At 73.3% G+C, this 19310-nt stretch carries 20 protein-coding genes; 11 read left to right on the top strand and 9 right to left on the bottom strand.

Annotated features, from left to right (window positions below; translation table 11 throughout):
• Positions 1 to 24: 24 nt before the first annotated feature.
• Positions 25 to 1476, top strand: coding sequence for an amidohydrolase family protein (locus ABZ716_RS03620; RefSeq protein WP_358956204.1), 1452 nt, complete (start codon positions 25 to 27; stop codon positions 1474 to 1476).
• 218 nt (positions 1477 to 1694) lie between these two features.
• Here ABZ716_RS03620 and ABZ716_RS03615 read toward each other — a convergent pair whose 3' ends face one another.
• Genes ABZ716_RS03615 through ABZ716_RS03605 form a run of 3 tightly spaced genes read right to left on the bottom strand, consistent with a single transcriptional unit; the run spans position 1695 to position 6079 of the window.
• Positions 1695 to 2879 carry a beta-ketoacyl synthase N-terminal-like domain-containing protein gene (locus ABZ716_RS03615; protein WP_358811440.1) on the bottom strand — a complete coding sequence of 395 codons (1185 nt, stop codon included), beginning with the start codon at positions 2877 to 2879 and terminating at the stop codon, positions 1695 to 1697.
• Positions 2880 to 2891: 12 nt separating this feature from the next.
• The gene (locus ABZ716_RS03610) at positions 2892 to 5024 is read right to left on the bottom strand and encodes an acyl-CoA dehydrogenase family protein (RefSeq protein ID WP_358956201.1); all 2133 of its coding nucleotides are present in this window, start codon (positions 5022 to 5024) and stop codon (positions 2892 to 2894) included.
• A 38-nt stretch (positions 5025 to 5062) separates the two neighbouring features.
• Positions 5063 to 6079: a WYL domain-containing protein gene (locus ABZ716_RS03605; RefSeq protein ID WP_358956199.1), complete on the bottom strand. Its 1017-nt coding sequence runs from the start codon at positions 6077 to 6079 to the stop codon at positions 5063 to 5065.
• Positions 6080 to 6194: 115 nt separating this feature from the next.
• Between ABZ716_RS03605 and ABZ716_RS03600 the strand changes: the two genes are divergently transcribed.
• Positions 6195 to 6605, top strand: a complete 411-nt coding sequence (locus tag ABZ716_RS03600) for a DUF3224 domain-containing protein (RefSeq protein WP_358956197.1) — start codon at positions 6195 to 6197, stop codon at positions 6603 to 6605.
• Here ABZ716_RS03600 and ABZ716_RS03595 read toward each other — a convergent pair whose 3' ends face one another.
• Both ABZ716_RS03595 and ABZ716_RS03590 read right to left on the bottom strand, forming a co-directional pair.
• Positions 6606 to 6794, bottom strand: a complete 189-nt coding sequence (locus ABZ716_RS03595) for a DUF397 domain-containing protein (protein WP_351881540.1) — start codon at positions 6792 to 6794, stop codon at positions 6606 to 6608.
• Complete coding sequence (locus tag ABZ716_RS03590) at positions 6784 to 7602, bottom strand: helix-turn-helix transcriptional regulator (protein ID WP_351881543.1); 819 nt, start codon at positions 7600 to 7602, stop codon at positions 6784 to 6786. Before ABZ716_RS03590 ends, ABZ716_RS03595 begins: the two co-directional genes overlap by 11 nt.
• Before the next feature lie 87 nt (positions 7603 to 7689).
• Here ABZ716_RS03590 and ABZ716_RS03585 point away from each other — a divergent pair, with 87 nt between their 5' ends.
• From ABZ716_RS03585 to ABZ716_RS03565, 5 genes are all read left to right on the top strand, one after another.
• Positions 7690 to 8151, top strand: coding sequence for an ATP-binding protein (locus tag ABZ716_RS03585; RefSeq protein WP_358956194.1), 462 nt, complete (start codon positions 7690 to 7692; stop codon positions 8149 to 8151).
• Positions 8152 to 8214: 63 nt separating this feature from the next.
• A complete protein-coding gene (locus tag ABZ716_RS03580) occupies positions 8215 to 8862 on the top strand; it encodes a class I SAM-dependent methyltransferase (RefSeq protein WP_358811434.1) in 648 nt (215 codons plus the stop codon).
• A gap of 103 nt (positions 8863 to 8965) precedes the next feature.
• Positions 8966 to 9928, top strand: coding sequence for an N-acetylmuramoyl-L-alanine amidase (locus ABZ716_RS03575; protein WP_358811433.1), 963 nt, complete (start codon positions 8966 to 8968; stop codon positions 9926 to 9928).
• A 104-nt stretch (positions 9929 to 10032) separates the two neighbouring features.
• A complete protein-coding gene (locus ABZ716_RS03570) occupies positions 10033 to 10821 on the top strand; it encodes a DUF5336 domain-containing protein (protein ID WP_358811432.1) in 789 nt (262 codons plus the stop codon).
• 144 nt (positions 10822 to 10965) lie between these two features.
• Positions 10966 to 11976 carry an LLM class F420-dependent oxidoreductase gene (locus ABZ716_RS03565; protein ID WP_358956192.1) on the top strand — a complete coding sequence of 337 codons (1011 nt, stop codon included), beginning with the start codon at positions 10966 to 10968 and terminating at the stop codon, positions 11974 to 11976.
• A 23-nt stretch (positions 11977 to 11999) separates the two neighbouring features.
• Here the strand turns inward: ABZ716_RS03565 and ABZ716_RS03560 are convergent, their stop codons facing one another.
• Complete coding sequence (locus ABZ716_RS03560; protein WP_358956190.1) at positions 12000 to 12860, bottom strand: helix-turn-helix transcriptional regulator; 861 nt, start codon at positions 12858 to 12860, stop codon at positions 12000 to 12002.
• Between the two features lie 339 nt (positions 12861 to 13199).
• Between ABZ716_RS03560 and ABZ716_RS03555 the strand changes: the two genes are divergently transcribed.
• The 3 genes from ABZ716_RS03555 to ABZ716_RS03545 all read left to right on the top strand — a co-directional run bounded on the left by ABZ716_RS03555 (position 13200) and on the right by ABZ716_RS03545 (position 16348).
• Positions 13200 to 14471 (top strand): ice-binding family protein, encoded by a 1272-nt coding sequence (locus ABZ716_RS03555; RefSeq protein ID WP_358956188.1) that lies wholly within the window; start codon positions 13200 to 13202, stop codon positions 14469 to 14471.
• 121 nt (positions 14472 to 14592) lie between these two features.
• Positions 14593 to 15285, top strand: coding sequence for a DUF5819 family protein (locus ABZ716_RS03550; protein WP_358956185.1), 693 nt, complete (start codon positions 14593 to 14595; stop codon positions 15283 to 15285).
• Positions 15272 to 16348, top strand: a complete 1077-nt coding sequence (locus ABZ716_RS03545) for an HTTM domain-containing protein (RefSeq protein WP_358956182.1) — start codon at positions 15272 to 15274, stop codon at positions 16346 to 16348. The genes ABZ716_RS03550 and ABZ716_RS03545 overlap by 14 nt, the downstream gene beginning before the upstream one ends.
• Positions 16349 to 16360: 12 nt before the next feature.
• On the opposite strand, the gene ABZ716_RS03540 is transcribed toward ABZ716_RS03545, so the two are convergent.
• Complete coding sequence (locus ABZ716_RS03540; protein ID WP_358811426.1) at positions 16361 to 16966, bottom strand: hypothetical protein; 606 nt, start codon at positions 16964 to 16966, stop codon at positions 16361 to 16363.
• Positions 16967 to 17161: 195 nt separating this feature from the next.
• On the opposite strand from ABZ716_RS03540, the gene ABZ716_RS03535 reads away from it, so the two are divergent.
• Positions 17162 to 17449: a hypothetical protein gene (locus ABZ716_RS03535; RefSeq protein WP_351892471.1), complete on the top strand. Its 288-nt coding sequence runs from the start codon at positions 17162 to 17164 to the stop codon at positions 17447 to 17449.
• 5 nt (positions 17450 to 17454) lie between these two features.
• Here the strand turns inward: ABZ716_RS03535 and ABZ716_RS03530 are convergent, their stop codons facing one another.
• Positions 17455 to 18540, bottom strand: coding sequence for a prenyltransferase (locus ABZ716_RS03530; protein ID WP_358811424.1), 1086 nt, complete (start codon positions 18538 to 18540; stop codon positions 17455 to 17457).
• Complete coding sequence (locus tag ABZ716_RS03525; RefSeq protein WP_358811423.1) at positions 18537 to 19289, bottom strand: class I SAM-dependent methyltransferase; 753 nt, start codon at positions 19287 to 19289, stop codon at positions 18537 to 18539. The genes ABZ716_RS03530 and ABZ716_RS03525 overlap by 4 nt, the downstream gene beginning before the upstream one ends.
• Positions 19290 to 19310: the final 21 nt, after the last annotated feature.

Genomic DNA, 19310 nt, shown 5'->3' with positions numbered 1-19310 from the left:
GGCCGACGAAGGGGAAATGCGCACATGCCGGAATACGGTGCGGGCGGCCTGGCCGTCGGCGGAGCGGGACGCGTGGACGCGGTGGCGGGGCCGGAGGACGACGGCAGCCGGGCGGTGATCGACGTCCACCACCACTTCTGCGCGCCGGCCTGGCGCCGGTGGGCCGAGGAGCGGGGCCTGATCGGCCCGCGCTCGCTGCCGCCGTGGGCCGGGTGGGAGGCGGAGGCCGCGCTGGCGCTGATGGACCGGGCGGGCATCGCGGTGGCGGTGCTGAAGCCGATGCTGCCGGCGCGGTACGAGAGTGCCGCGCAGCTGCGGGAGGCGGTGGCCGTCACGCTGGAGGCGGCGGCGGAGGTGGTCGAGGCGCACCCGGGCCGCTTCGCGTTCCACGCGCCGCTGTTCCTGGACGAGGAGGAGGTCTCCGTCTGGACCCTGCGACGGGGGCTGGACGAGCTGGGCGCGGTGGGCGTCAACGTGACGGCGAACTACCGGGGCGTCTACCTGGGCGACCCCTCGTACGACCGCGTCTTCGCCGAACTGAACGACCGCGCGGCCATCGTGGACACCCACCCCCACAACCTCCCGGACGGCCCGACGGGCGGCCACCCGACGGTGTCGCCGCGCGGCGCGGGCGGGATGGGCGGCGGCCCGGGCGGGCCCGGCCGGTCTGACGGCCCCGGCGGCCCCGGCGGGGGAGGCGGCCCGGGCGGGCCCGGCAGTCCCGGCGGCCCCGCAGGCCCCGGCGGGCCGGGCAGTCCCGGCAGCCCTGGCAGCCCTGGCAGTCCAGGCGGCGCAGGCGCCGCAGGCGCCGCAGGACGCCCCACTGGCACGGGCGGCCCTGGTGGCCCCGGTGGCCCCAGCGGCCCCGGTGGCCCCGGCGGGACAGGCGGCCCGGACGGGCCGGGCAGTCCCGGCAGTCCTGGCGGCGCAGGCGCCGCAGGACGCCCCACTGGCGCGGGCGGCCCCGGTGGCCCCGCAGGCCCTGGTGGTCCCGGCGGCCCGGGCGGGCCCGGCGGCCCCGGGGCGGTGCCTGGGGTGCCGAACTTCATGTGTGACTTCCTGCTCGACACCACTCGGGCCGCCGTCAACATGATCCGGACGCGGACGCTCGACCGGTTCCCCGAGTTGTCCGTGATCCTGCCGCACGGGGGTGGGTTCCTGCCGCACATCGCCACGCGGATGGCCGCCTTCGGCGGGGCCTTCGAGCCGCCCCTGGAGCCCGAGGTCGTGCGGGACCACATGCACCGGTTCTACTACGACACCGCCGGCCCGCTCTCCCCCGCCGGGACCCTGCTCGCCACCGTGGACCCCGGACGGATCCTGTTCGGGAGCGACTGGCCCGCCTGCCCCGCCGGGGTGGTCGCGGACGTGGCCGTGCCCGCCCTGGCCGCCGACCCCGCGCTGAGCGTCCGGCAGCGGCGGGGCATCAACCGGGACAACGCCCTGCGGCTGATGCCCCGGCTGGTGCACGTGTAGGTCGTCTCTTCCGGACCTTGTCGCTCAAGCCCGCGTCGCTCCCCCAGCTACCGCTGGGAGGTGCCCCCAGGTGCCGTGCATCGGCGCCTTGGCCGGGCGCCGCCGTACTGGACCTACTTGGTGCCCTGCCAAGGCGGCGGGGTGCGAGGCCGGGCGGCGCGGGTCAGACAAGATCCGGAAGAGCCGGCCCAGGGCGCGTCGGCGCGCCTCACCACCGCTCACCGGCGCAGCAGCGTCACCACCGCCGCCCCGCCCAGGCCGATGTTGTGGGCCAGCCCCACCCGGGCGGCGGGCACCTGGCGGGCCCCCGCCTCGCCGCGCAGCTGCCACACCAGTTCCGCCGCCTGCGCGAGCCCCGTCGCCCCCAGCGGGTGGCCCTTGGAGATCAGGCCGCCCGACGGGTTGACCACCCACCGGCCGCCGTACGTGGTGGCCCCGCTCTCCACCAGCTTCCCCGAGGCCCCGTCCGCGCACATGCCGAGCGCCTCGTACGTCAGCAGCTCGTTCACCGAGAAGCAGTCGTGCAGCTCCACCACGTCGACGTCCTCGATCCCGAGCCCGGAGTCCTCGTAGACCCGGCGGGCGGCGGCAGCCGTCATCGGCTTGCCGACCACGTCGATGCAGGAGCCCCCGAAGCTCTCCTGCGTGTCCGTGGTCATGGCCTGGGCGACGATCTCCACCGCCTTGTCGTGCAGCCCGTGCGCCACGAGGAACCGCTCCGAGACGACGAGCGCCGCCGCCGCGCCGTCGGAGGTCGGCGAGCACTGGAGCTTCGTCAGCGGGTCGTGGATGGTCCGGGCGGCGAGGACCTCCTCCACCGTGTAGACGTCCTGGAACTGCGCGTTCGGGTTGTGCGCCGAGTGCCGGTGGTTCTTGGCGCCGACCGCCGCGAGCTGTGCGGGCGTGGTCCCGTACCGCTCCATGTGCTCGCGGGCCGCGTCGCCGAATATCTGGGCGGTGGGCGGGGACATCTCGAAGCCGTGCGCGGCGGCCATGATCCCGTAGTGCCGGGCGACAGGTGACGTGGCGAAGTCGCCGCCGTCGGCCCCGCCCCCCAGCGCGCCCCGCTTCATCTTCTCGAAGCCCAGCGCGAGCACGCAGTCGCTGAGACCGCCCTGCACGAACTGGCGGGCCATCATCAGCGCCGTCGAGCCGGTGGCGCAGTTGTTGTTGACGTTGTAGACGGGGACCCCGGTCAGGCCCAGCTCGTACGCCGCCCGCTGTCCGGCGGTGGAGGGCTGGAAGCAGTAGCCCACCGGCACCTGCTCCACCAGCCCGTAGTCCACCCCGGCGTCCGCCAGCGCGGCGCCGCCGGCCTCGCGGACCATGTCCCAGTACTGCCAGTCCCGCGACTCCGGCTTCTCGAACCGCGTCATGCCGACGCCCACGATGTACGACTTCATCACAGCTGCCCTTCAGTCCCTGGGAAGGCCGAGGAGCCGCTCGGCGACGACGTTGAGCTGGACCTGCGTGGTGCCCCCGGCGATGGTCAGGCAGCGCGACATCAGCATCCCGTGCACCGCCCGCTCCCCCGCCCCCTCCCGCACCGCGCCTGCCGGGCCCAGCAGTTCCAGCGCCAGCTCGGCGGTCCGCTGTTGGTGCGGGGTCTGCACCAGCTTCCGTACGGAGGCCCCCGCGCCCGGTTCCAGCCCGGACACCTGCTGGAGGGTGGTGCGCAGCCCGATGCAGGCGAGCGCGTGGGCCTCGGCGGCGAGCGCGCCGATGCGGACCCCGTACGAGGCGTCGAGGCCGGGGGAGGCGGCGATCAGCGCCTCCAGCCCGCTGTCGAAGGCGACCTGGTCGGCCATGTGGACGCGTTCGTTGCCGAGGGTGTTGCGGGCCGCCTTCCAGCCGCCGTCGGCCGCGCCGACCAGGGCGTCCGGGGGCAGCAGGGCGCCGTCGAACCAGACCTCGTTGAAGAGGGAGTCCCCGGTGATCTCCTTCAGGGGGCGGATCTCGATGCCGGGGGTGTGCTTCATGTCGACGACGAAGTAGCCGAGCCCCCGGTGCTTGGGCGCCCCCGGGTCCGTGCGGGCGAGGAGGATGCCGAAGTCGGCGGTGTGCGCGGAACTCGTCCACACCTTCTGGCCGTTGATCCTCCAGGAGCCGTCGTCGGTCCGCTCCGCCCGGGTGCGCAGGGAGGCCAGGTCGGAGCCGGCGTCCGGCTCGGAGAAGAGCTGGCACCAGGTGACGTCCCCGCGCAGGGTGGGCAGGACGTAGGTCTCGCGCTGGGCCTCGCTGCCGAAGGCGATCAGTGAGGGCACGATCCAGGTCGCGATCCCGAGCTCGGCGACCTTGACCCCGGCCGCCCGCATCTCCTGCTGGATCACGATCTGCTCGGCGGGTCCGGCCCCGCGCCCGTACGGCGGCGGCAGGTAGGGGGCCGCGTAGCCGGTCGGCGCGAGCACCCGGCGGGCGGCGGCCGGGTCGAGGCCAAGGGCTGCCCCGATGGCGGCGCGGGCGGCCGCCCGGTGGGTCTCGGCCTCCGCCGGGAGCTCCAGGCGCAGCTCGCGCCGGGCTCCGGCGGCGGCGAGGCGTACGGCGCGCAGCCGGTGGGTGTCGCCGGGGCCGAGCAGCTGGCGGGCGACGAGGGCGCGGCGCAGGTGGATGTGGGCGTCGTGCTCCCAGGTGAAGCCGATGCCGCCGAGGATCTGGACGCAGTCCTTGGCGCAGGAGTACGCGGCGTCCAGGGCGGTGGCGGCGGCGAGGGCGGCGACCAGCGAGCGGACGGCGGGCTCCTCTTCGGCGCCGAGGGCGGCGTCCCAGGTGAGGGCGCGGGCCTGTTCGAGACGGACGAGCATGTCGGCGCACAGGTGCTTGACGCCCTGGAACTGCCCGATGGGCCGGCCGAACTGCTCGCGCGTGCGGGCGTAGCCGGCGGCGGTGTGCACCGCCCAGGCGGCGGTGCCGCAGGCGTCGGCGGCGAAGAGCAGGCAGGCCGCGTCCCGCACCTGGGCCTCGTCCAGCTCCAGCAGCCGCCCGGCCGGCACCCGCACCCCCTGCGCCCGCACCTCGGCGGTGGGCCGGGTCGGGTCGGCGCTCTCGTGCGGCCGGATCCCCAGCGCGGCGGCGTCCACGGCGAACCACCGCACCCCCTCCCCCACCCGCGCGGCGAGCAGCACCACCTCCGCCTCGGCGGCCCCGAGCACGGGCGGCGCGACCCCGTCCAGCCGCCACCCACCCCCCTCGGCGGCCACGGCGGTGACCCCGCCGGGCGCCAGGGCCACCGCCCCGACCCGCCCGTCCAGCGGTTCGGCCCCTGCCCGGTCCAGGAGTACGGAGGCCAGCGCACTCGGCAGAAACGCCCCGGGCAGCGCCGCCCGGGCGGCCTCCTCCACGACGACGGCCAGATCCAGCAGCGACCCGCCCTCCAGATGAGGCGTCGCCAGCCCCTGCGCGCACAGCCCGTCCCAGTAGCCGGGCCGCGCCCCCGCCTGGGGCGGTGCGTCCAGCAGCTTGCGCACCGCCTCGGGCGGCACCTCCCGCCCCACCCAGCCGCGCACGGCCTCGGCCAACTCCCGCTGCTCCTGCGTGATTCCGATGCCCATGCGCGGCAGACTAGAACACGTTCCAATCTGACGGAAGGTCAGGTGCGGGTGTTCTTCGCCGCCTCCGGAGCCGCCTGCGGAGCCCCCGCACCCCGGTACCGGTCCGCCAGCGTCTCCACCGCCCGCGCCACGGCCGCCCGGAGCTCGGGCGGACCGAGGACCTCCGCCTCCACCCCCAGCCGGAGCAGGTCGCCGACCGCCACCGCCTGCGACTCCACCGACAGCTCCACCTCCACCCACCCGTCCCCGTCCGCCGCCCCGGCCCCCTCCAGCGCCCGCGCCCCCGGCGCCCCGCACTGCATCGGCAGCAGGCGCTGTCCGCGCGGGGAGAGCCGCAGGCGGGCCACGCCCTGGTGCAGGGCGGCCTCCAGGCGGCGGGAGGACTCCTCCCAGTGGGCGGCGAGGTCGAAGCCGGCCGGGCGCTCGAAGGTCCCGCCCGCCTCCTCCGCCGCCAGCAGCCGGGACACCCGGTAGGTGCGGGCGCTCCCCTCCGCCGCCGCGACCAGGTACCAGATGCCGCCCTTGAGGACGAGCCCCAGCGGGTGCAGCTCCCGGGCGCGGACCTCCCCCGACCAGCGCCGGTACTCCACCCGCAGCACCCGCTGCTCCCACACCGCCCGCGCCACCACCGCCAGGTGCGGGACGGAGTCGGCGTCGCGGAACCACGCCGGGGCGTCCAGGTGGAAGCGGTCCTGCACGAGGCGGGCGCGGTCCGCCAGCGCGGCGGGCAGCGCGGCCTCCAGCTTCAGCCGGGCGGTGGCCACGGCCCCGCCCAGCCCCAGATCCCGGGCCGGTCCCGGCGCCCCGGCCAGGAACAGGGAGCCGGCCTCGGCATCGGTGAGGCCGGTCAGCCGGGTGCGGTAGCCGTCCATCAGCCGGAAGCCGCCGGCGGGCCCCCGGTCGGCGCAGACGGGCACCCCGGACGCCCCGAGCGCCTCGATGTCCCGGTACACCGTCCGGACGGACACCTCCAGCTCGGCGGCGAGTTCCGGGGCGGTCATCCGGCCCCGGTTCTGGAGCAGCAGGAGCAGGGAGAGAAGCCGGTCGGCGCGCATCGGCCCATTGTGGCCAGGCCACCCGGTGTACCTGACAGAAGGTGTCAGGTACACCGCTCAGGCTGGAGCCACACCGCGCGGGAGAAGCCCGGGCGGCCCGCCCCTGAGGAGCCCCATGCCCACGCGCACGACGACCGGCCAGTTCACCTTCGCCAACTGGGAGGAGCGCACCGTCAGCCCGGAGGGCGCGACCCCGAAGCTGGCCCACGCCTCGGTCGTCAACTCCTTCACCGGCGGCATCGAGGCCGCCGGGACCACCTGCGAGTACTCGATCGTCTACGTCACCGAGAAGACCGGCACCTACACCGGCATGGAACTGCTCGCCGGCTCCCTCGACGGCCGCACGGGCACGTTCGCCGTCGAGGAGCGCGGCGCGTTCCACCCCGACGGCACGGTGGAGTGCACCTTCGAGGTGGTCCCGGGCTCGGGCACGGGTGAGCTCACCGGCCTGAGCGGAACGGGCACGTTCCTAGCCCGGCACGGCGAACCGTCCGTGCCCTACACCTTCGTGTACGAGCTGGACTGATCAGAGCCCGCGCACGAACGCCGTGAATGCGGCGGGGCTGACGGTGAAGGCGGGGCCGTCGGGGTTCTTGGAATCCCGCACGGCCACCCGGCAGGGGTGCTCGGCGATTTCGACGCAGTCACCGCCGTTGTCAGCGCTGTACGAGGACTTACGCCACTTTGCGCCCGTCAGGCTCTGGTTAATGTCCATAACGCTCCTCCATTACGCGGGCGATCCGTACCGCCGATTCCTCCACGGAGAGCGCGGCGGCCTGCAAAAGATCGTAACGGAGGGAACCCTCCCTGAGGGTCTGCGGATTGGCCGTCATGTACCCCTGGGCGAAGTCTTCGGTATAGACGATGTCGGGGTCGTCCTCGAAGCGCAGGATGTTGAACGATCCTGGTAGCCCCGCGTGCGCCCCCGCCTCGAAGGGCAGGATCTGTACCTGCACCCACTGCTTCTCCCGCATGGCCAACAAGTGGGCGAGTTGGTTCCACATGACCTCGCGGCCGCCGATCTCCTGATGCAGTACGGCCTCGCTCATCACCACCCACATCAGCGGCGGGTCCTCACGGTCGAGGAGGCGCTGCCGGTCCAGTCGGGCCTCGACCTTCGCGTCCAGATCCCCCTCGGGCCACACGCCCAGCACCGCCCGCGCGTACGCCTCCGTCTGGAGCAGCCCGTACACCAACTGCGGCTGGAACGAGGAGATGTACGTCGCCCGCGCCTCCATCTCCGCGTACGCCTGGAACCACGCCGGCAGCTGGCTCCTGAGCACCAGCCCCACCAGACGGGAGAACGCCCCTCCCGTGTCCAGCGCCGCGTCCACCCGCTCCGAGAACTCCCGGGTCGGTACCTTCCGCGCCGTCTCGATCTGCCCGATGAGGGACCCGGTGCAGAAGACGATGCTCCCGAGCTGTCCTTGTTTCAGCTCGGCTTCCTCCCTTATGCGGCGCAACTCGGCGCCGTAGTAGTCCAGCGGAGACGCACAGGGATCGAGATCGCGGATGTTGACCATGATGAGGCGGTCACCCCCAAGTTCACGCCGCAGGGCGTTGGTTTCGGTCTGTAGCCGAGCGTAATGACCGGACTCCACTCTGGTGACATGAATCACGCAACTGACCACGCTCCGGCGGAAATGGGCGGCAGCTACCGCATGGGCTTCACTGTGGGTGAGCATTCGGCCGGCCATATGCGGCGGATCCTGCGGCTGTTCCTGGACCGCTGGGAGATGCCCCGGCTGGCCGACGCCGCCGAGCTGGCGCTGACCGAGCTGGTCGCCAACGTCGTCCGGCACGTACCCGGACGCGGCTGCGGGGTGCTCATCCTGCGCCGGCCCGAGGGGCTGCGGGTCGAGGTGTCCGACGACAGCCCCGAGCAGCCCCGCCCCTGCGAGGGGGACGACGTCCTCGCGGAGGGCGGGCGCGGGCTGCTCCTCGTGGAGGCCGTCACCGACCGCTGGGGCACCGAGCCGCGCGCCGTCGGCAAGACGGTGTGGTTCGAGTGCGACGACCTCCCCCGGCCCCTTCGCAGGCGGGAGGCGGTCCGGGGCGCAACCCGCCGGTAACACCGCCGGAGGCATAGGGCACCATGGGCCGCCACACACCGCGCACCCCCCGGAGGAGCACCCATGGCGCCCGCCACCCCCAAGCCGGAGACCCTCGCCGCCTTCGAGGCAGCCAAGGGGTTCATGCCCGTCGGCGAGGGCCTCGCGCTGTACGAGGCGGCCTCCGCCGCGGCCGGGCTCGGGCTGCCGCTGCTGGAGGTCGGCACGTACTGCGGGCGCTCCACCATCCTGCTGGCCGACGCCGCCCGTGAGGCGGGGGTGGCGGCGATCACCGTCGACCACCACCGGGGCAGCGAGGAGCAGCAGCCGGGCTGGGAGTACCACGACCCGACGGTGGTGGACCCGGAGATCGGGCTGATGGACACCCTCCCCACCTTCCGCCGCACCCTCCACCGGGCCGGGCTGGAGGAGCACGTCATCGCGATCGTGGGCCGCTCCCCCCAGGTGGCGGCGGCGTGGGGCGGCCCGCTCGGGTTCGTCTTCATCGACGGCGGCCACACCGACGAGCACGCCACGGGCGACTACGAGGGCTGGGCCCCGCACCTGGCGGTCGGCGGCACGCTCGTCATCCATGACGTGTTCCCCGATCCGGCCGACGGCGGCCAGGCCCCGTACCGGATCTACCTGCGTGCCCTGGCCTCCGGAGCCTTCGAGGAGGTCTCCGTGACGGATTCCCTCCGGGTCCTGCGCCGTACGTCCGAGGGCATCTAGCCGGGGCACCCACACGGCCCACACCCCGGAACGACAATCGGACCACGCCCTCGGATGGCGCAGGATCCGTACGAGGGTCGGCCGGGCGTTCTAGCATCGCGACGTGCGCTACGACGACAGCCCTCCGCCGCCCGAGTCCGCCTCCTCCATCAGCCCCGACCGGCCCTGGTTCGCCCGCCGCCCCGCCCTCGCGGTGGGGCTCGCGGCCCTGGCCCCGACCTGCCTGGCCGGCTGGCTCCTGACCCAGGTCCTGGCCGGCCCGGGCCAGGCCGCCCCGCAGCCCGCGGCGGCGCCGCTCGCCGCCGCCTCCTCCCCGCCGGCCGCCGCGGACGCCAAGGCCAGCGCCTCCGCGAGCGCCCGGGCCGCCTCCCCGGCGGCGGCCCCCGCCAAGGGCCCCCTGGCAGGGCGGACCGTCGTCATCGACCCGGGGCACAACACCGGGAACTTCCAGCACGGCCGGGAGATCGACCGGCAGGTGGACATCGGCACCAACCGCAAGGAGTGCGACACCACCGGCACCACCACCAACTCCGGGTACATGGAGGCCGAGTTCTCCCTCGACGTCTCGCACCGGGCGCGGGCCCTGCTGGAGGCCAAGGGCGCCAAGGTGGTCCTCACCCACGACGGCGACCGCCCCTGGGGGCCGTGCATCGACGAGCGGGCCCGGATCGGCAACCAGGCGGCCGCCGACGCCGTCATCTCGGTCCACGCCGACGGCGCCTCCGCGGGCAACCGGGGCTTCCACGTCATCCTCCCCGCCCGGGTCAAGGGAGGTGCGGCCGACACCGCGCCGATCGTCGGCCCCTCCCGCGACCTCGGCGAGCGCATCGCCGCCAACTTCGCCCGCGCCACCGGCTCCGCCCCGGCCAACTACCTGGGCAGCGGTACGGGGATGGTCGTCCGCGACGATCTGGGCGGGCTCAATCTCTCGACCCGGCCCAAGGTGTTCCTCGAATGCGGCAACATGCGTGACGACAAGGACGCGGCGCAGCTGATGAGTCCGCAGTGGCGGCAGAAGGCCGCCCAGGGCATCGCGGACGGCATCACCGGCTTCCTCGGCGGGTAGTCACGGGGGCGGGCTCCGGCCTCCCCGGTCCTCCCGGTCGCGGAAACCTCCGTACCATGGGGGCGCCCGATCCGCCCTGCCGAACCGAGAAGGACACCAGAGACGTGAACATCCGCTCCCTCACTCGAGGAGACGGCGTGGTGATCGGAGCAGCGGTGCTGCTGTTCATCGCCTCGTTCCTCGATTTCTACTCCATCACCGGCGCCGACCTCCCGAGTGCGTGGGACACCGATGTCTACGGGCTGGCCCTCCCGACCATCTTCCTGACCGGGTTCATCGCGGCGGGCCTGCTGATCGCGGCCCGCTTCCAGCCCGAGGGCCGCAAGCTCGGCGGGCTGACGCTGACGGCCTGGGGCACGGTGCTGGCGGTGGCGGCCGCCTGGAACGCCCTGTGGTCGCTGATCACCACCCCGGCGCGGGCCGACCTGGGCGCGGGCTGCCTGCTCGCGTTCCTCGGCACGCTCGTCCTGGCCGGTGTGGCCGTGGCCGGGTCGAAGATCCCCGCGCTGGCCGGGCCGCTGGTGCCGGAGCCCAAGCCCGTCACCGCCCAGCCGTACGGGGCCCAGCCCGGCACCGGTTACGGCTACCCGGGCGCCCAGCAGCCTCCCGGCTACGGGACCACCCCGCAGCCGGACGCGCCGTACGGCGGCACCCCGCAGGACTCCGCCGGCGGCGGGTTCCAGGCCGCCGCGGAGTTCACCCCGTTCTGGTTCGCGGTGCCGGTGGCCCGGCCCCTCTTCGCCGAGGACGGCTCCCCCAACCCGATCGCGGAGCTCGCCCCGGGCACCTGGTACCTGGCCGTCGACCAGCGCGGCCCGTCCACGCTGATCGCCCAGACCCAGGACGGCCGCCGCGGCGTCCTCAACGACACCGCGGGCATCCAGCGCGGCTGACCCGCCCCGCCCCGTACGCACCGACGGCCCCCCGCCTCCACCGGCGGGGGGCCGTCGCTCTTTCCGGCGGGGCCATGGTGCCCTACAGTCGCCCGCACGAAGACCTGACGCGCCGTCAGGTCGAGCAGCGCGGAGGGGACGGCCATGCGCCTCGGACTCGCACTCGGCTACTGGGGCCGCGGCCCCGTCCCCGGCCACCTCGACCTCGCCACCGAGGCCGAACGGCTGGGCTACGACTCGGTGTGGACCGCCGAAGCCTGGGGCTCCGACGCCTTCACCCCGCTCACCTGGATCGCCGCCCGCACCTCCCGCATCCGCCTGGGGACGGCGATCGCGCAGATGGCCGCCCGGACCCCGGCCGCCACCGCCATGCACGCCCTCACCCTGGACCACCTCTCCGGCGGCCGGATGATGCTGGGGCTGGGCCTGTCCGGGCCTCAGGTGGTGGAGGGCTGGTACGGGCGCCCCTTCCCCGCGAGCCCGCTCACCGCCACCCGCGAGTACGTCGACGTCGTCCGCCAGGTGCTGCGCCGGCAGGCGCCCGTCACCCTGGACGGCCGCTTCCACGCCCTCCCGTACCGGGGTGCGGACGGCACCGGCCTCGGCAGGCCCCTCAAGCCCATCACCCACCCGCTGCGCGCGGACCTGCCGCTGCTGCTGGGGGCGGAGGGCCCGAAGAACATCGCCCAGACCACCCGGATCGCGGACGGCTGGCTCCCGCTGTACTGGTCCCCGACCCGCCCGGACGTCTACCGGGCCTCCCTCACCGGTCTCCCCGAGGGGTTCATGATCGCCCCGATGGCCCGGGCGCAGGTCTGCGAGGACGTCGCCGAGGGGCTGCTGCCGGTCAAGGCGATGCTCGGCTTCTACATCGGCGGCATGGGCCACGCGGCCAGCAACTTCCACGCCGACCTGATGGCCCGCATGGGCTACGAGGAGGAGGCCCGGCGGATCCAGGAGCTGTTCCTGGCGGGGCGCCGGCAGGAGGCGGTCCTCGCCGTCCCGGACGCCTTCGCCGACGAGATCTCCCTGATCGGCCCCCGCGCACGCATCGCCGAACGCCTGGACCTGTGGCGCGAGGGCCCCGTCACCGACCTCCTCGTCACCGCCCCGGACCCGCACACCCTGCGGGTCCTGGCGGAGCTGAACAGCTAGGGCCGTGGGGGCTCACGGGAGAATCACGCACCGCCGTACGCGTCGATGAATTCGGCGATGAACCGCGCGGTGCTCTTCGGGCTCAGCGCCTGGGCCTGCACATGCGCGTAAAGGTCGCTGTAGAGACGTACGTCGGATCGTTTCTCCACATAGAGGTCGCTGGTGAACCTCTCCAGGTACACCACATTCGCATCGGCGGCGTCGGCGAATTCGAGCAGCGAGAACTGCCCCGAGACACCTGGGTGGGCCCCCACCTCGTGCGGAAGGACCTGCACGGTGATGTGCGGCTGGGCGCCGAGGCGGATGAGATGTTCGAGCTGCTCGCGCATGACCTCGCGGCTGCCCACGACGCGCCGCAGCGCCGATTCGTCGAGCACGGCCCATAAGCGCAGCGGGTGGTCAGGGGCGCCCAGCCGGTCCTGGCGCCGCAGCCTCACCCGGAGGCGGGTGGCGGCCTGCTCGGCGGTGGCATGAGGGATCGTTCCTGCGATGACCGCCCGCGCGTAGGCCGGAGTCTGCAGCAGGCCCGGGATCAGCAGGGGCTCGTAGGTCCGGATCGCGACGGCCTCGGCCTCCAGGCCGATGTAGGCGCCGTACGGGATGTCGCCGTAGGTGTTCCACCAGCCCTGCCGGCCCGACTCCCCGGCCAGCCGCATCAGGTCGTCGACCAGCCGCTGGTCCTGGACCCCGTACAGCCGGCAGAGATCGCGCACGTCGCGCGGTTTGACGAGGCGACGGCCGTTCTCCAGGAGGCTGATCTTGGGCTGGGAGATCAGCAGCCGTTCCGCCACTTGCCGTGTCGTCATACCGCTGGCCTGCCGGAGCCGGCGTAGCTCCGATCCCAGCCGGCGCCTGCTGACGGTGGGGTTGATATCGACGCCCACGGGGTGTGTTCCTCCGCTCCGAGACCCTCGTTCCGGTGAGCAGACTGCCATGTCCCCCGGGGAGCCGAGTCCGTCCTGGCGCCGTGTCGCGCACGGCCGTCGAGCGGCTCGGGGAGGGGACCGCAGGAAATGCGATTTCCCCCCGTCATGCGCAGTTGAGCCAATTCGGCGATTCGTATGACCGGCTTGTCAGTGGCAAATGACGGACGGCCGGGAAATCGCCGAGCAGGTCCCGGCCATTTACATGTTTCTGCGTAATATGCCAGCGACAGCGAGACGGTCCTGTGCGGTCGAGACCGTCAATGAATTTCCCACCCACTCACAGGAGTTGGCCCCTCGATGACGCTGAACATCTCCGGCACGGCGCTAAGACGCACGACGCCGGTCTGGATCGCGACGGTACTCGCCACGGTGATCGCCTCTGCCGTGGTCGCGGTGACGCCGACCCGGGCACATGCCACCGCAACATCCGTACCTCTGGGCACGGCCGCCAGCTTCGCCGTGCTGGCCGGCTCGGAGATCACCAACACCGGCCCCTCGGTCATCACCGGTGACCTCGGGGTGAGTCCGGGAACCGCCATCAGCGGTTTCCCGCCCGGGACCGTGAACGGCACCGTTCACTCCGGCCCGGTCGACCCCGTGGGTCTCCAGGCCAAGAGCGACCTGGTCGTGGCGTACGACAACGCCGCAGGACAACCGTTGGACGCGACTCTTCCGGCGGATGCCGGGGGCCTGACGCTGGTTCCGGGTGTGTACCGCGCCCCCGACACCCTCGGGCTCACCGGCACCCTCACCCTGAACGCCCAGGGCAACCCCAACGCCGTGTGGGTGTTCCAGGTCCCTTCGGGTCTGACCACGGCGAGCTCCAGCAACGTGTCCCTGATCAACGGGGCCTCACCCTGCAACGTGTTCTGGCAGATCGGAAGTTCGGCCACCCTCGGCACCGACACCAACTTCGTCGGCACGATCATGGCCCTGACCTCCATCACCCTGACCACGGGCGCGGACATCGACGGACGGGCGCTGGCCCGTAACGGCGCGGTGACGATGGACACCAACACGATCAACCGTGGGACGTGCGCCGCCGGCACCACCGGCGGAACCACGGGCGGTCTGGTCACGGGCGGCGTCGTCGCCGGCACCACGACCGGCGGACCCACGACCGGTGGCACCACGACCGGCGGCCCGACGACGGGCGGCACCACGACGGGCGGTCCCACGACCGGCGGCACGACCGGCGGCGTGCTCGGCGGGGTACTCGGGGGTGCGACGACCGGTGGCACCAATGGCGGACTGCTCGGCGGCGTGCTCGGCGGGGCGACGACGGGCGGCGGCCTCATCGCCGGCGCCACGACGGGAGGCGTCACGGGCGCGACGACGGGCGGAACCAACGGCGGCACGACCGGCGGAATTCCCAAGCCGCCCCACCACAAGCCCGGAAAGCCCGGCCATGACGTCCCAGGGCGGCCGGGTCACGACAAGCACGACAAGCACGATCACCACGGCCGTCCCGACCACGGGGATCACGGCGGACACGAGGACGGGCCCCACGACGGGCCCGACGAGGGGCCCGACTACGGGAACCACGAAGGACCGCGAAGTCGCGCGTAACTCCCGGGGCGGCCTGAACACCAGGCGGTCACGCGCGATTCGCGAGTAGGGCGGGTGGCGCGCGGCGGATCGGCCTCGATCCCGTCGCGCGCCGCTCGCGCAAGCCGGAAGGAGCGGATGGATGAGCACGACGGAGCAGTCACGATCCGGGCCCGCGCTGGAGGGCCACGACGGCGGCCCGGAGTCACCCCCGGAGGATTGCGGGCCGCGCCGCCGGCTGGGGGTGGGAACAGGCGCCTTCGTCGTCCTGTGCCTGGCCACGGCGCTGATCCACGTACTCGTGGTCTTTCTCCATGTGGCACCGGCGAACGCCGTCTCACAGCTGTACAGCGGACCGGTCAACGCGTGGATCTATCCGCTTTTCGAGCAGAACTGGCGCCTCTTCGCCCCGGACCCGGAGTCGGTCAACCGCAAGATCTCGGCGAGGACCGGCCACGCCGCCCCCGACGGCAGTGTGCGGGTGAGCGACTGGTTCGACCTGAGCGCCGTGGACGACTCCGCTGTCGAGCACGACCCCTTCCCGAGCCACACGGCACAGAACATGCTCCGGCGCGCCTGGAGTTCCTACCTCGAAGCGTTCGGCGGTGACGACGAACCGCACTCGGAGCGGGCCGTGATGATGCGGACGTACCTGCGCAACATCGCGGCGGACCGCGTCGCCGCCCACAGGCGCGGATCCTTCGACTCCATCCAGCTCCGGGTGGTCACGCTTCCCGTCCCCGCCCCGGACGCCCCAGGCGCTGCCCACCGGGTCGCGCCCCTCGACACCCGTTACCTGCCCTGGTGGAAGGTGGCCCCCCATGGAACAGACTGAGCCGACACTGCTCGACCGCATGGGCGCGCTCGTCGCCGTACTGACCGAGCGGCCCGTCTCCCTGTACGCGGCGGCGGTCCTGCGCATCGGATACGGACTGCTCTACCTCGTCTTCCTCCTGCGCGAGTTCCCGCACCGCGACGAGATCTGGGGTCCGGGGTCGCCCTGGACGCCGGAGCTGGCGCGGCAGCTGTTCGACCAGACCGGGTGGGTCAGCGTCCTCACCCTCTCCGACAGCCGGCCGTACTTCGAATGCTGCTACGCGGCGGCCGTCCTGACGTCCGTGCTGTTCACGCTCGGCTGGCGGACCAGAGCGGTGTCCGTGCTGTTCGCGGTCATGGTCGCGTCGTTCCACGCGCGGGCGGTCTTCATGACGGACGGAGGCGACAACCTCTTCCTCCTCATGGCCGTGTACCTGGTCTTCACCGCGTGCGGCCGGCGCTGGTCCTGGGACGCGAGCAGGAAGCCGAGGGCGGCAGCGGACGGCGGCCGGTACCGGCTCCGGTGCCGCGCGTTCGGTCGCACCGCGAGCACCGTGCTGCACAACTGCGGCATGTTCGTCATCGCGGCCCAGGTCTGCTTCCTCTACGGGTCCGCGGGCCTCTACAAGGTGCAGGGCGGCTCCTGGGGCAACGGAACCGCCCTGCACTACGTGCTGAACCTCGACCTCTTCCGGCCGTGGCCCGCGCTGTCCCTCCTGATGGACGCGCACCCGGTCGCGCTGGCCATCGCCGGCTACCTGACGGTCCTGCTCCAGGTCGCCTTCCCGTTCGTCCTGTTCGGCAGGCTCAAATACCCCGTACTGCTCATGCTGGTGAGCCTGCACCTGGGGATCGCGGTCCTCTTGGGGCTTCCGGTCTTCTCCGGAGTGATGATCGTCGCGGATGCCGTCTTCCTTCCGGACCGCTTCTACCGGTCCCTGGCGCGCCTGTGGCCGCGGACCTTCCGGCCGGCCCCGGCGGGAGAATCCGCACTCGTGCCGGTTCAGCACGGGCCGGCCGGCTCGGCCACCACCCGCGGGTGCGCACCCGCGCTCGCCGCCACCGCAGACGGCTCCCGGTAGGCCGTGGGGCGGTCAGCCGCCGAGCTGGGAGAGGCTCGGCACCCTGTCCGTCACCGGGGCGTCCGCGCTCTGGCCGGCCTGCTTCACGCCGGTGATCACGTTCTCGAAGGAGCTGATGTCGGCGTCGCCCGCCTCGCCCTTGCGGAGCTTGCCGGCGAGGTTCTTGAGGGAGTCGATGCCCGCCGTCAGCGGTGCCACCGCCTTCGACAGCAGCGGGTCGCCCTTGGCGTTCTCGGCCGCCGCCTTCAGCCGGTTGTAGGCGAAGGCGCCCGCGAGACCCGCCTTGATCAGCGCGAACGTACGGCCCTTGGCGCCCTTCTTGAACTTGCCCGCCCGGTACGGCTTGATGATCCACTGGTAGGTGGCGCCCGCCGCCAGCCCCGCGTTGGCGACGAAGCGCGTCTTGGCGAACTTCTGCCGCTCCGCCGAGGTGCTCGGCTCGGGCGTCGCCGCGGCCAGCTCATCGGCCTCGGCCGCGTCCGGCTCCGCCACCGCGAGGGCGGCCAGCTCCGCCGCGGTCGCGGCCGAGGACGCCTCCTCCCGCCGGCCCCGGTCGCCGCCGGAACCGCAGGCGGTCGCGCCGGCCAGCAGCGCAGTGGACAGGAGTACGGCCGTCACGGCGCGACGGAATCGAACGGTGGTGGGTACGCGCACGGTTGCCTCCGGGGACTGAGGGGTCCTCCGCAGCCTCACCCGGCCGCCGCCGCTCCGCCACCCGGGTCACCCGTCCGGAGACCTCCGGGCCCCGCCCCGGGGCGGTACGGGTTTCAACCGTGCCGGAACGGCAAGACGCCGGGCATGGACCGGTATCGCATGGCAGGACCCCGCGCCGGCTGGTCGGCCGGACGGATCGTGGCGCTCGCCGCCGACCTGGTGGCGCTGATCATCGTCGTGTGGATCGTCCTGGACCTACTGGACGCGAACGGCTCCAACGCGGTCGTCCAGTGGTTCCACGACGCGGCGACCTGGCTGGCCGGCTGGTCCATCGGCATCTTCCACCTCAGCCGGCACTGGGCCCAGGTGATCGTCGACTACGGCATCGCCGCCGTGGTCTACCTGGTGGCGGGCCACGCCCTGGCCCGACTCCTGAGCCGGCTCTAGGCGACCTAGCAGCAGCCGGGGTCCATGCCGGGCGGGAGCCGCTCGCCGCCGAAGACCTCCGTGGTGGCCTCGTCCCCGCCGAGGGCGGCCACGGCCAGCAGGAGCGAGCCCGCCGTCCAGGTGGTCTGCTCCACCGGCCACACCGCCCGGTCCTCGAAGACGTAACCCGTCCAGTACATGCCGTTCTCGGCGCGCAGGTGTCCGATGGCGCGCAGGATCTCCAGCGCCCGGTCGGACTCCCCGACCGCCCACAGGGCGAGCGCGAGCTCGCAGGACTCCCCGCCCGTCACCCACGGGTTCGGCAGCACGCACCGCACCCCCAGGTCCGGGACGACGAACTCCTCCCAGCGCTCCTCGATGCGCGCCCTGGCCTGCGCACCCGTCAGGGCACCGCCCAGCACCGGGTAGTACCAGTCCATCGAGTAGCGGGACTTGTCCAGGAACCGCTCCGGGTGCCGGCGTATCGCGTGGGCGAGGGCGCCCGCCGCGAGCTCCCAGTCCGGCTGCGGGTCGCCCCGGTGGTCGGCGATGGCCAGGGCGCAGCGCAGGGCCTGGTGGATGGAGGAGGAGCCGGTCAGCAGGGCGTCGGTGACGGGCGTGCCGTCCGCCTCCCGCTTCCAGCCGATCTCCCCGCCGGGCTGCTGGAGGCCGAGGACCCATTCGACGGCGGCCAGGACGGCCGGCCACATCCGGTCCAGGAAGGTGTCGTCGCCGGTGGACAGGTAGTGGTGCCAGACGCCGACGGCGATGTAGGCGACGAAGTTGGACTCCCGGCCCGCGTCCTGCGGCTGGGCGGTGTCGACCCCGTCGGGCCGGTCGGCGTAGGCGGCGTACCAGGAGCCGTCCGGGTTCTGGTGGCGGGCCAGCCAGGCGTAGGCCCGCTCGGCCGCCTCGTGCTCGCCCGCCGCGTCCAGGGCCATCGCGGCCTCGGTGTGGTCCCAGGGGTCGAGGTGGTGGCCCCGGAACCACGGTATGGCCCCGTCCGGCCGCTGCGCGGCGAGTATCCCGTCCACCGTGCGGGCCGCCTGTGCGGCGGTCAGGACGCCGTCCAGCACGAGGTGTTCGGGTACGGTGCGCCCCGGCGAGCTCACTGGGCGGAGCCGGCGGCGCCGGCGGCTTCGACGGGGAGGTGGGGCTTGGTCGCGTACGCCACGAAGCTCTTGCCGATGAGCGGGTTGAGGGCCTGCTCGGCGAGGCGGGTGGCCAGCGGCTTCTTCATGATGTCCCACACCAGGAGCTTGTGGTACGCCTTGACCGGCAGCGCCTTGTCGTTGTCCACGCCGAAGGCGCACTTGAGCCACCAGTACGGGGAGTGCAGTCCGTGCGCGTGGTGGGTGCCGTACGGCTTGAGGCCCGCGGCCCGCATCTTGCCGAGCAGTTCGTCGGCCTTGTAGATGCGGATGTGACCGCCCTCGACCTCGTGGTAGGCGTCGGACAGCGCCCAGCAGATCTTCTCCGGGCCGTAGCGCGGGACGGTGATGGCGATGCGGCCGCCCGGCTTGAGGACGCGCACCATCTCGGCGAGGACGCCCTTGTCGTCGGGGATGTGCTCCATCACCTCGGAGATGATGACGACGTCGAAGGAGTCGTCGGGGAAGGGCAGGGCGAGGGCGTCGCCCTCCATGGCGGTGGCGGTGGCCCCGGCCGGAGCCTCACCGGCCTCCTTCATGGCGGCGAACCACTTGGCGACCTCGCGGATCTCCTCGCCGTTGCGGTCGACGGCGACGACCTGGGCTCCGCGCCGGTAGCACTCGAAGGCGTGCCGGCCTGCGCCGCAGCCCAGATCGAGGACGCGGTCGCCGGCGGCGAGCGGGAACCGGGAGAAATCGACGGTCAGCACGGGGTCCTGCCTTCGCGGTCA

The sequence above is a fragment of the Streptomyces sp. NPDC006687 genome (assembly GCF_040636215.1).
Lineage (GTDB): Bacteria > Actinomycetota > Actinomycetes > Streptomycetales > Streptomycetaceae > Streptomyces.
The sequence above is the reverse complement of the archived record's forward strand: the minus strand, read 5'-3'. Positions and strand labels throughout refer to the sequence as shown.